At 60.0% G+C, this 9,491-nt stretch carries 17 protein-coding genes and 1 pseudogene; all 18 read left to right on the top strand.

Going from position 1 to position 9,491, the window contains the following annotated elements; translation table 11 throughout:
* Window positions 1-214, top strand: a pseudogene (gene tuf / locus ACFMO5_RS06705) (elongation factor Tu); the annotation flags it as partial.
* A gap of 164 nt (window positions 215-378) precedes the next feature.
* Window positions 379-687, top strand: a complete 309-nt coding sequence (gene rpsJ, locus ACFMO5_RS06700; RefSeq protein WP_088571967.1) for a 30S ribosomal protein S10 — start codon at window positions 379-381, stop codon at window positions 685-687.
* Between the two features lie 226 nt (window positions 688-913).
* Window positions 914-1,555 carry a 50S ribosomal protein L3 gene (rplC, locus tag ACFMO5_RS06695; protein ID WP_376791981.1) on the top strand — a complete coding sequence of 214 codons (642 nt, stop codon included), beginning with the start codon at window positions 914-916 and terminating at the stop codon, window positions 1,553-1,555.
* A gap of 88 nt (window positions 1,556-1,643) precedes the next feature.
* On the top strand, window positions 1,644-2,321 hold the full coding sequence (rplD, locus tag ACFMO5_RS06690; RefSeq protein ID WP_376791980.1) for a 50S ribosomal protein L4: 678 nt from the start codon (window positions 1,644-1,646) through the stop codon (window positions 2,319-2,321).
* A 28-nt stretch (window positions 2,322-2,349) separates the two neighbouring features.
* A complete protein-coding gene (rplW, locus tag ACFMO5_RS06685; RefSeq protein WP_376791979.1) occupies window positions 2,350-2,658 on the top strand; it encodes a 50S ribosomal protein L23 in 309 nt (102 codons plus the stop codon).
* 66 nt (window positions 2,659-2,724) lie between these two features.
* Window positions 2,725-3,561, top strand: coding sequence for a 50S ribosomal protein L2 (gene rplB / locus ACFMO5_RS06680; protein WP_376791978.1), 837 nt, complete (start codon window positions 2,725-2,727; stop codon window positions 3,559-3,561).
* Between the two features lie 45 nt (window positions 3,562-3,606).
* Window positions 3,607-3,888, top strand: a complete 282-nt coding sequence (gene rpsS / locus ACFMO5_RS06675; protein ID WP_088571972.1) for a 30S ribosomal protein S19 — start codon at window positions 3,607-3,609, stop codon at window positions 3,886-3,888.
* 203 nt (window positions 3,889-4,091) lie between these two features.
* Complete coding sequence (rplV, locus tag ACFMO5_RS06670) at window positions 4,092-4,436, top strand: 50S ribosomal protein L22 (protein WP_376791977.1); 345 nt, start codon at window positions 4,092-4,094, stop codon at window positions 4,434-4,436.
* Between the two features lie 51 nt (window positions 4,437-4,487).
* Window positions 4,488-5,180, top strand: a complete 693-nt coding sequence (rpsC, locus tag ACFMO5_RS06665; RefSeq protein ID WP_376791976.1) for a 30S ribosomal protein S3 — start codon at window positions 4,488-4,490, stop codon at window positions 5,178-5,180.
* 3 nt (window positions 5,181-5,183) lie between these two features.
* Window positions 5,184-5,606: a 50S ribosomal protein L16 gene (gene rplP, locus ACFMO5_RS06660; RefSeq protein ID WP_376791975.1), complete on the top strand. Its 423-nt coding sequence runs from the start codon at window positions 5,184-5,186 to the stop codon at window positions 5,604-5,606.
* A gap of 151 nt (window positions 5,607-5,757) precedes the next feature.
* Window positions 5,758-5,970 (top strand): 50S ribosomal protein L29, encoded by a 213-nt coding sequence (gene rpmC, locus ACFMO5_RS06655; protein WP_376791974.1) that lies wholly within the window; start codon window positions 5,758-5,760, stop codon window positions 5,968-5,970.
* Window positions 5,967-6,272, top strand: coding sequence for a 30S ribosomal protein S17 (gene rpsQ, locus ACFMO5_RS06650; protein ID WP_376791973.1), 306 nt, complete (start codon window positions 5,967-5,969; stop codon window positions 6,270-6,272). The genes rpmC and rpsQ overlap by 4 nt, the downstream gene beginning before the upstream one ends.
* 242 nt (window positions 6,273-6,514) lie before the next feature.
* Window positions 6,515-6,883, top strand: coding sequence for a 50S ribosomal protein L14 (gene rplN / locus ACFMO5_RS06645; RefSeq protein ID WP_376791972.1), 369 nt, complete (start codon window positions 6,515-6,517; stop codon window positions 6,881-6,883).
* Between the two features lie 127 nt (window positions 6,884-7,010).
* A complete protein-coding gene (gene rplX, locus ACFMO5_RS06640) occupies window positions 7,011-7,334 on the top strand; it encodes a 50S ribosomal protein L24 (protein ID WP_376791971.1) in 324 nt (107 codons plus the stop codon).
* A gap of 49 nt (window positions 7,335-7,383) precedes the next feature.
* Window positions 7,384-7,950: a 50S ribosomal protein L5 gene (rplE, locus tag ACFMO5_RS06635; protein WP_376791970.1), complete on the top strand. Its 567-nt coding sequence runs from the start codon at window positions 7,384-7,386 to the stop codon at window positions 7,948-7,950.
* Between the two features lie 48 nt (window positions 7,951-7,998).
* Complete coding sequence (locus ACFMO5_RS06630) at window positions 7,999-8,166, top strand: type Z 30S ribosomal protein S14 (RefSeq protein WP_376791982.1); 168 nt, start codon at window positions 7,999-8,001, stop codon at window positions 8,164-8,166.
* Between the two features lie 78 nt (window positions 8,167-8,244).
* Window positions 8,245-8,655: a 30S ribosomal protein S8 gene (rpsH, locus tag ACFMO5_RS06625; protein WP_376791969.1), complete on the top strand. Its 411-nt coding sequence runs from the start codon at window positions 8,245-8,247 to the stop codon at window positions 8,653-8,655.
* A gap of 12 nt (window positions 8,656-8,667) precedes the next feature.
* Window positions 8,668-9,237: a 50S ribosomal protein L6 gene (rplF, locus tag ACFMO5_RS06620; protein ID WP_376791968.1), complete on the top strand. Its 570-nt coding sequence runs from the start codon at window positions 8,668-8,670 to the stop codon at window positions 9,235-9,237.
* Window positions 9,238-9,491 lie beyond the last annotated feature (254 nt).

Raw genomic sequence — 9,491 nt, 5'->3', positions numbered from 1 at the left:
CAGTGGGTACAAGCCGCAGTTTTACTTTCGGACGGCGGATGTGACGGGGGAGATTGAGCTGCCGGCGGGGGTGGAGATGGTGATGCCTGGGGACAATGTGAACCTGCGGGTGCGGCTGATTGCCCCGGTGGCGATTGAGGAGGGGTTGCGGTTCGCCATCCGGGAAGGGGGGCTCACCGTCGGCGCCGGCGTCGTCACCAAAATCCTGGAGTAACCGAGGTAGAGAAAGATTTCCATGGGGTGCGGGCCGCGCAAACGACCCGCACCCCATGGAAATCCCACAAACAAAGGATCATCCCTGCGAATCGGGGTGGCTACTGCAAGGCTCCAACAGATTGAAAGCTTTCACTAACCATCTCGGGGGCAATGGTGAGGTCTATGGCCAAGCAGCGATTGCGAATTCGTTTGAAGGCCTATGATCACCGGATCCTGGACGAATCCGCCCGCCGGATCGTGGAGGTGGCGGAGCGCACGGGCGCACGGGTCATCGGCCCGATCCCGCTCCCGACGAAGCGGGAGCGGTTCACAGTGATCCGTTCGCCGTTCATCGATAAGGACTCGCAAGAACATTTTGAGATCCGCACTCATAAGCGGCTGATCGATGTCCTCGATCCGGATCCAAAGACCATTGACCAGCTGATGCGCCTGAACCTCCCAGCCGGCGTGGATATCGAAATCAAGATCTGATTCCGGCGGAATGGATATCCAGCCGGCCTGAGGCGCTTCGCGGGATTGAAGAGACCACTCGGTGGGTTGGGGATTATTCGGCCTTCTCAAGCTCGCGACCGGGATTCGGGAATTCGGCGGCTTTTGCATCCATTTCCCTTGCAACAGGGATGTGAAGCGGATGGTCGTGCTGATTTCAGGGGATGATGGGCCGGATGGGCGACCAGTCCCCTCGGGAGGTTCAACCATGAAGGGTCTGCTTGCGCGCAAAATCGGGATGACTCAGATGTTCAATGAACAAGGCGAGGTGGTCCCCGTAACTGTCCTGCGGGCCGGACCATGCTATGTGACCCAGGTGCGGACGCCGGAGCGGGATGGCTATGCGGCGATCCAACTCGGCTTTGAGGAGACGAAGCCTCGGCGGCTGACTCAGGGGGAGCTGGGGCATCTGGTCAAGCGTAACCTACCCCCATTGCGGGTGCTGCGGGAGATCCGCTTGCCTGGCCCGGAGGCGTTGGCGGCTTATCATGAGGGTCAGCTGCTGACGGTCTCGATCTTCGCGCCTGGGGAGCGGGTGGATGTAACCGGCTGGTCCAAGGGCCGCGGCTTCGCGGGAGGGATCAAGCGCCACGGCTTCGCCCGCCAGGCGAAGACCCATGGCCAATCCGACCGCCACCGGGCGCCGGGATCGATCGGCACCAACACCGATCCGGGCCGGGTGCTTAAAGGGAAGCGCATGGCCGGCCATTATGGGAACGAGCGGGTGACCGTCCGGAATCTCCAGGTAGTTTGGGTGGATCCGGAGCGGCATCTGATCGCCCTAAAAGGCGCTGTCCCCGGCCCCCGAGGGGGATTGGTGATCATACGGCAGGCCAAACGGCCTTATTGATTGACGTAAGGGGTGGGAACCAGGGCGCGTGCGATTGCACGCAAAGTCCGCTGGAATCGTTTGGGGATCAGTTTAAGGAGGCATCCCAATGCGTGTCCCGGTTTGGAACATGGAAGGACAACAGGTGGGAGAGATCGAACTGCGGCCGGAGGTGTTTGAGGCTCCCATCCACATCCCGTTGATGCACCAGGCGTTGGTCCGACAGCTGGCCAACGCTCGCCTGGGGACCCATAAGACGAAAACCCGTGGGGAGGTGCATTACAGCGGCCGTAAGATGTGGCCCCAGAAGCATACGGGGCGAGCCCGGCAGGGGAGCCGGGATGCGCCCCACTGGTATCACGGTGGGGTGGTGTTCGGGCCGCGGCCGCGCAGCTATGAGCAGAAGATGCCGAAGAAGATGCGGCGGGCGGCCTTGCGCTCGGCGCTTTCCGTGAAAGCGAAGGAGGGCCAGATCCTGATCCTGGATCGTCTGGAGCTGCCGGAGCCGCGGACCCGGTTGCTGAAGGAGATCCTGGATCGGCTCCCTGTTGGCAAGAGCGCCCTTATCCTGCTCGCCGGTTCGAACGAAAACGTGAAGCGGGCGGTTCGGAATCTGCCCAACGTGGCCTACCTTCACGCGATGTGTTTGAACATCCGCGATCTGTTTAAGTATGAGACGTTGATCATCCCACAAGATGCGTTGGCCGTCATCGAAGATTGGCTGACGCGTCCGGTGATCCGGAAAAAGTTTGCGCTGCCCCAAGCGGAAACCGTAGCGTCGTCTTGATGGAGAGCCCTGAGCGGGGGGATGGAAGATGGATCTCTACGAAGTGATTAAACGGCCGGTGATTACCGAGAAGACCACCCGGCTTAAGGAAATGAATCAGTATGTATTCGAAGTTGATCCGCGAGCGAACCGCCATCAGATCCGAGAGGCGGTCGAGAAAATTTTCAACGTCCGTGTTCTGGATGTGCGCGTCATTAACGTCCCGGCAAAACGGCGACGGGACTGGCGGGCACGGATTCTGAGCAGCAAGCCCAAGCAGGTGGTGCGTCGCCCGGGATGGAAGAAGGCGATCGTCAAAATCGCTCCGGGCCAGCGTATCGATCTGTTCGAGGTTTAAAAATTTCTTCTCTCCGCCTCCCTCATAAGCCATGCTGGGCGGGGGGGATGCGGAAGGAGGTAGCTTATGGGGATTAAGGTTTATAAGCCGACCACACCCGGCCGCCGCAATGCGACCGGTTACACCTTCGAGGAAATCACCAAGGACGAGCCGGAGAAATCCCTGGTCGTTCCTTTGAAGAAACATGCTGGTCGGAATTTCCAGGGCCGGATCACTGTCCGCCATCGGGGTGGTGGTCATAAGCGGCTCTATCGGATCATTGACTTTAAGCGTCGGGATAAGGAAGGCATTCCAGCGAAGGTGATCAGCATCGAATATGATCCCAACCGCACCGCCCGCATTGCCCTCCTTCAGTACGCCGATGGGGAGAAGCGTTACATCCTGGCACCCCTGGGCTTGCAGGTTGGGGATGTGGTGATGAGCGGACCTCAGGCGGAGGTCAAAGTCGGCAACGCGATGCCGTTGGCCAATATCCCGGTGGGGACGCTGGTGCACAATGTGGAGCTGTATCCCGGGCATGGCGGCCAGATTGCCCGGGCGGCGGGCGCAGTTGCGCAATTGCTGGGGAAGGAGGAGGGTTATGCGATCCTGCGCCTGCCCTCCGGGGAGATCCGGAAGGTCCGCCTGGAGTGCTATGCGACCATCGGCCAGGTGGGGAACCTGGAACATGCAAACATCCGGTTGGGCAAGGCCGGTCGCAAGCGCTGGCTGGGGATTCGCCCCACGGTGCGTGGATCGGCGATGTCGCCGCGGGATCATCCCCATGGAGGCGGCGAGGGGCGCGCGCCCATCGGCTTGCCGTATCCGAAGACGCCCTGGGGTAAGCATACGCTGGGGAAGAAGACCCGGCGCAACAAGACCACAGATAAATACATTGTCCAGCGTCGTCAGAAGAAGGCATGAATGGGAACCTGTTTTCGACCCGAGGGATTCAGGAGGTGATTCGGGATGGGGCGTTCGCTGAAGAAAGGTCCGTATTGTGATCCGAAACTGTTGAAGAAGATCGAGGAGCTGAACCGCCGGGGTGAGAAACGGGTCATCCGTACCTGGTCTCGCGCCTCGGTGATCTTCCCCCAGATGGTGGGGCATACCATCGCTGTTCATGACGGACGGCGCCATGTGCCGATCTATATCACCGAACAGATGGTTGGCCACCGTCTGGGCGAGTTTGCGCCAACGCGGACCTATCGAGGTCATACGGTGAAAGAGAAAAAGACCGGGGTGAGGTAAGTAGAGCCCGGTTCTTCATGGCGTTTTGAGCTGGGATTGCTTTGGAGGGAGATTGGAGCTGCCTTCGGTAGCTCCCAACCAGTGAGAGCTCTTTCTTCCCCCTCCCCGCCGCCCGCGGGGTGGCGGGGAGGGGGAAGAAAGATTCGAATCAGAGTTTCTACAAAGCCAAATAGGTTCAATTCTGGAACAGGTGGGGGATCGCGATGGCGAATCGGGTTCGGGCAGTGGCCCGTTATATCCGGATCTCGCCCTATAAGGCGCGCCTGGTTTGCAACCTGGTCAAGGGGATGCGGGCCGAGGATGCGTTAAGCGTGCTGCGTTTCACACCCAAAAAGGCGGCGCGCTATATCGAGAAATTGATCCGCTCCGCGATGGCCAATGCCGAGAACAACTATGGCCTCTCGCCTGCGGATCTCTACGTAGTCGATATCCGGGCTGATGATGGGCCCCGATATAAGCGGGTTCGCTTCGCCGCTCGGGGCCGGGTTCGCCCTATCCTGAAGCGAACCACCCATCTCACCGTGGTCCTGGAGGAACGGGCGAGCTGAGCCGGCGTGTAGGTTTGAGGTCCTGGATCTATCGCATGTGAGGAGGTCATCTTGGGTCGAAAAGTTCATCCCATCGGTTTCCGCTTGGGGATCACGAAGAACTGGCTGGCCCGCTGGTATGCGGAGGGCCGGGAGTACGTGGAGCTGCTCCACGAAGACCTTAAGATCCGGCAGTTTGTGAAAGACCAGCTCAAGGAGGCGGGGATCGCCCGTATCGAGATCGAGCGGTTCCCCAAGCAGATCAACCTTTACATTCATGCGGCACGGCCGGGCATCGTCATCGGCCGGCGAGGCCTGGGGATCAAGCAATTGCGCCAGGCGATTGAGGAGATGACCGGCAAGAAAGCCCGGGTGGAGATCGTGGAGGTCCCCAAGCCTGAGCTGGAGGCAGCGATCGTCGCTGAGAGCATCGCTCAGCAAATCGAGAAGCGGGTCAGCCATGCCCGGGCCATGAAACGGGCGATCCAGCAAGCCATGCGCGCCGGGGCGAAAGGGATCCGGATCACCGTATCCGGCCGGCTGGGCGGGGCGGAAATGGCCCGCACGGAGACGCTGATGGAGGGCCGGGTTCCGCGTCACACATTGCGGGCGGATATCGATTATGCCCTGGCGGAGGCGATCACGAAGTGGGGGAAGATCGGCGTCAAGGTCTGGATTTACCGTGGGGATACGGAGCCGGGCCTCTACGTTCAGCAAACCGCCGAGATGGTGGCTCGGGTGACGTCGGCGCAGCGAGGAGGTTAAGCGATGTTGATGCCGAAGCGAGTCAAATATCGCAAGCAGATGCGGGGGCGCATGAAGGGCAAGGAGACGCGGGGGACGGAGCTGGCTTTTGGGGAGTACGGTCTCCAGGCCCTGGAACCATGTTGGCTGACCGCCCGTCAAATCGAGGCGGCCCGCCGCGCGATCGTCCGGTTCCTGCGTCAGCGCGGCAAGTACTGGATCCGGGTCTTCCCGGATAAGCCGGTGACCCGCAAGCCGGCTGAGACCCGAATGGGGAAAGGCAAAGGGAATGTGGATCACTGGGTGGCCGTGGTGCGGCCCGGCCGCATTATTTTTGAGATCGGCGGGGTGGGCGCCGATATCGCCCATGAGGCTTTACGCCAGGCTTCTTATAAATTGCCGATACGCACCCAGATCATCGCGGCAGAGGAACAGCAGGTCGGATAGCTTGGGGAAGCTTTTCATGGTGGGAGCACGTTAAAAGCATGCCCTCGGGTAAATTTTCACAAGGGATTGCCGAGCCGGGGGCGTGATCTGCCAGACGGAACAGCTTGTTGATTTTTAGACGCATGTCCAGACATATTGCAGGGAGGGAGCTGTGGCCCTTCGTCCTGAGGAGATACGCAACTGGTCAAACGATGAGCTTCGGAACCGTCTGGAGCAGGCCCGTCGGGAGCTGTTCAACCTGCGGATTCAGTGGATGATGGGCCAGCTTAAGGACGTCAATCGGATCCGGGCCTTGCGGAAGGATATCGCCCGCATGTTGACGATTATGCGGGAACGGGAGTTGGCTCGAGGAGGTGGGCAATGAAGGATCGACGCAAACGGTTTATCGGACGGGTGACCAGCGACAAGATGGATAAAACGGTGGTGGTGACTGTAGAGGAGCTGGTGCGCCATCCCCTCTATGGGAAGGTGATCCGCCGTCGCCGTAAATTTATGGCTCATAACGAAGGGAACCAGGCCCGGATGGGGGACCTGGTACAAATTGTGGAGTCCCGCCCCTTGAGCCGGCGTAAGCGGTGGGTTGTGGAGGCAATCCTGGAGCGAGCTCAGAAGCCTATGGAACCGGTGCCGGAGCGGTTGCCCGGCGAGGAGATCCTGGCCGAGTAGCCTTGAGGGTTCGGGATCTGGATCGATGGGATAGGTGAGTGAGGTTTTCATAACTGCGTAGCTCCTAATCAGTTGAATTCGATTCAGGGTTTGGGGGCTGGGCCGAGGGCTTTCGGCCCTTGGCCCAGCCCCCAAAAGAAATCTGTCCTTCCGAATTGCACATCCCGAAATCATAGATGGAAGAAGTATCAGTGCTTCCTTGAAATTGACGAGGTGGTAGTCGCATCGAGGGAGGCGTATCCATGATTCAGCAGGAGACTCGTCTCAAAGTCGCAGATAATACCGGTGCCCGGGAGATCCTGGTCATCCGAGTGTTGGGCGGCTCCTACCGACGGTATGGCTACGTCGGGGATGTGGTGGTGGCGGCGGTCAAGGATGCGATCCCAACAGCCACAGTGAAGAAGGGCGAGATCGTGCGGGCGGTGATCGTCCGAACGGCCAAGGAATATCGCCGGCCGGACGGGTCAACGATCCGCTTCGATGATAACGCCGCGGTGATTCTGGACGAATTCGGCAACCCGAAGGGGACGCGGATTTTCGGCCCGGTTGCCCGGGAGCTTCGCGACAAGGGCTTCACCAAGATCATCTCCTTGGCGCCCGAGGTGCTATGAGGGCGGTGAGGGAACGCTATGCGCAGAGGGGTCACAAAGGATTTGGATCCGGAGCGAATGGCGGCCCTGCTACAAGAAATACGAGCGTAAGAAGTTTGGAAGAGTTCGAGTAGGGGGTAAGACGCGCATGGCTGCGAAGATCAAACGGAATGATACCGTCCTGGTGATCGCAGGGAATGATCGGGGAGCTCGAGGGCAGGTCCTGCGGGTGCTCCGTAAAGAAAATCGGGTGGTAGTCGCCGGGGTCAACATTGTGAAGAAGCACCAACGGCCCCGACCCACCGGGCGGTCCCAGGTGGGCGGCATCATTGAGTTCGAGGCGCCCATTCATATCTCCAATGTGATGTTGATCTGCCCGAAATGCAATCAGCCGACGCGCGTGGGCTTTGTGGTGGAACCTGGCGGGCGCAAGCTTCGCCAGTGTAAGAAGTGCGAAGCCACTTTTGTCTAAGTCGTCAAGTTTCGCTGTATATCCGGCGAGATCTGGGGAGGCGACAAGGATGGCGGAGGCAACCACCAAAGTGGTTCCGCGTTTAAAGCAACGTTATCTGGAGGAGGTTCGGCCGGCCCTTATGCGGGAGTTCGGCTATCGAAACATCATGGAGGTCCCCCGGATCTGGAAGGTGGTGGTGAACGTGGGGGTGGGGGAAGCGGTGACGAATCCCAAAGCCCTGGATTATGCGGTCCAGAACATCGCCACCATTACCGGCCAGAAGCCCCTGGTCACCAAGGCCCGTAAATCCATCGCTGCCTTCAAGCTCCGGGCCGGGCGCCCCATTGGGGTGAAGGTGACCCTCCGGGGGGACCGGATGTGGGCGTTTCTGGATCGGCTGTTCAACGTCGCCCTTCCGCGGATCCGGGATTTCCGGGGGGTATCGCCGGATTCCTTCGATGGCCGGGGAAATTATACGCTGGGGTTGCGGGAGCAGTTGGTTTGGCCGGAGATCGACTATAGCCAGGTGGATAAGGTCCGTGGGATGGAGATCACCATTGTGACCACGGCGAAGACCGATGCGGAGGCGCGGCGGCTTTTGGAGCTGCTCGGCATGCCGTTCCGCAAAGGATAAGAGCGATCGATGGCGAATTCATAGGAGGACGACGTGGCGCGCAAGTGCATGATCTATCGAGAGATGCGGCGTAAATACAAGGTGCGGGTGCGGAACCGGTGCCGCCGGTGCGGCCGGCCCCGTGCGTTCATTCGTCGTTTCGGTCTTTGCCGGATCTGTTTCCGGGAACTGGCCCTCCAGGGATTGATCCCTGGCGTCCGTAAGGCCAGCTGGTAGATTTCCGAGCCTGCCAGGTCCGGCTCGAGAAAGGCCCTTAGATGTCCGATGATGGATATCTGGACAGGAGTGGAAACGATGAGTGCTGTGACCGATCCGATCGCCGACATGCTCACCCGAATCCGGAACGCCTCGATGGTGGGGCATAGCCGGGTGGCCATCCCCAGCTCCAAGCTCAAAGTGGCCATCGCCCGGGTGCTTAAGGAGGAAGGTTATATTGAGGATTTCGAAGTGACGAACGATCGACCCCAACCGAAGCTGGTTATCAAGTTGAAATATATCGGAGAGCGGCGTTTCCGAAAGCCGGCTATTTCGGGCCTGAAGCGGGTGAGCAAGCCGGGGCGTCGGGTGTACGTGGGCAAAGAGGATATCCCGCTGGTGATGAGCGGGATGGGGATTGCGATCCTCTCAACCCCACGGGGCGTCCTGACCGATAAACAGGCCCGCCGCCTGGGCGTCGGCGGTGAGGTCCTCTGCTACGTCTGGTGAGGGGAGGAAACCGTGTCGCGCGTAGGGAAGAAGCCGATCCCGATCCCACCCGGGGTCCAGGTTCGCATCGAGGGCTCCACAGTAACCGTGACCGGGCCGAAGGGAACGCTGACCCAGACCTTTCATCCGGCCATGCAAATTGCCATTGAGGATGGTCTCTTGGTGGTGCGGCGGCCATCCGATGACCGGAAGCACAAGGCTCTCCACGGCCTGACCCGGGCCCTGCTAGCGAATATGGTGACTGGAGTAACTCAAGGCTTTCAGCAGCATTTACGTATTGAGGGTGTAGGCTATCGGGCGGAGCCGATGGGGAAGGCCATTGTGCTGTACCTGGGATATTCTCACCCGATCATCGTGGAGCCGCCGGAGGGAATCACTTTTGAAGTCAACACCCGGGATCGCATTATTACAGTCTCCGGCATCGATAAGCAGCTAGTAGGCCAGGTTGCGGCCAAGATCCGGGCCTTGCGCCCGCCAGAGCCCTACAAAGGCAAGGGGATCCGCTATACCTATTGGAAAGGCGATCATTGGGAGGACGAGCCGATCCGGCGCAAGGCTGGCAAGGCCGGCAAGGCGAAGTAAGAGGCCCGGCTGGCGGGTGCCTCGTGGGGGCATTGGAATTGAAGCCGAACGGCCGGGCATTGTCCCGATGAGACCTGGAGTTGCTGAAGAAGGATCGCTGCGAACAGGGGACATTTGATTTTGAAATCCTTGGGCTCAGGGATAGAATCCTGGCCCTCAGGAGGATGGTTCGATGAGTTGGGAGCATCCACGCGACGAGGGACGTCGACGACGGCATCTGCGGGTCCGAAAGAAGGTGTTCGGCACCCCGGAAC

It is taken from the genome of Thermoflexus sp. (genome assembly GCF_042408365.1).
Lineage (GTDB): Bacteria > Chloroflexota > Anaerolineae > Thermoflexales > Thermoflexaceae > Thermoflexus.
The sequence above is the reverse complement of the archived record's forward strand: the minus strand, read 5'-3'. Positions and strand labels throughout refer to the sequence as shown.

What these genes read in the sequence shown, in the direction of transcription:
- rplX (WP_376791971.1), top strand. Translation starts at nt 7,011, where the DNA reads ATGGCTGCGAAGATCAAACGGAATGATACCGTCCTGGTGATCGCAGGG.
- rplV (WP_376791977.1), top strand. Translation starts at nt 4,092, where the DNA reads ATGGCGAATCGGGTTCGGGCAGTGGCCCGTTATATCCGGATCTCGCCC.
- rplE (WP_376791970.1), top strand. Translation starts at nt 7,384, where the DNA reads ATGGCGGAGGCAACCACCAAAGTGGTTCCGCGTTTAAAGCAACGTTAT.
- rpsS (WP_088571972.1), top strand. Translation starts at nt 3,607, where the DNA reads ATGGGGCGTTCGCTGAAGAAAGGTCCGTATTGTGATCCGAAACTGTTG.
- rplD (WP_376791980.1), top strand. Translation starts at nt 1,644, where the DNA reads ATGCGTGTCCCGGTTTGGAACATGGAAGGACAACAGGTGGGAGAGATC.
- rpsH (WP_376791969.1), top strand. Translation starts at nt 8,245, where the DNA reads ATGAGTGCTGTGACCGATCCGATCGCCGACATGCTCACCCGAATCCGG.
- rplN (WP_376791972.1), top strand. Translation starts at nt 6,515, where the DNA reads ATGATTCAGCAGGAGACTCGTCTCAAAGTCGCAGATAATACCGGTGCC.
- rplC (WP_376791981.1), top strand. Translation starts at nt 914, where the DNA reads ATGAAGGGTCTGCTTGCGCGCAAAATCGGGATGACTCAGATGTTCAAT.
- ACFMO5_RS06630 (WP_376791982.1), top strand. Translation starts at nt 7,999, where the DNA reads ATGATCTATCGAGAGATGCGGCGTAAATACAAGGTGCGGGTGCGGAAC.
- rpsJ (WP_088571967.1), top strand. Translation starts at nt 379, where the DNA reads ATGGCCAAGCAGCGATTGCGAATTCGTTTGAAGGCCTATGATCACCGG.
- rplW (WP_376791979.1), top strand. Translation starts at nt 2,350, where the DNA reads ATGGATCTCTACGAAGTGATTAAACGGCCGGTGATTACCGAGAAGACC.
- rpsQ (WP_376791973.1), top strand. Translation starts at nt 5,967, where the DNA reads ATGAAGGATCGACGCAAACGGTTTATCGGACGGGTGACCAGCGACAAG.
- rplB (WP_376791978.1), top strand. Translation starts at nt 2,725, where the DNA reads ATGGGGATTAAGGTTTATAAGCCGACCACACCCGGCCGCCGCAATGCG.
- rplP (WP_376791975.1), top strand. Translation starts at nt 5,184, where the DNA reads ATGTTGATGCCGAAGCGAGTCAAATATCGCAAGCAGATGCGGGGGCGC.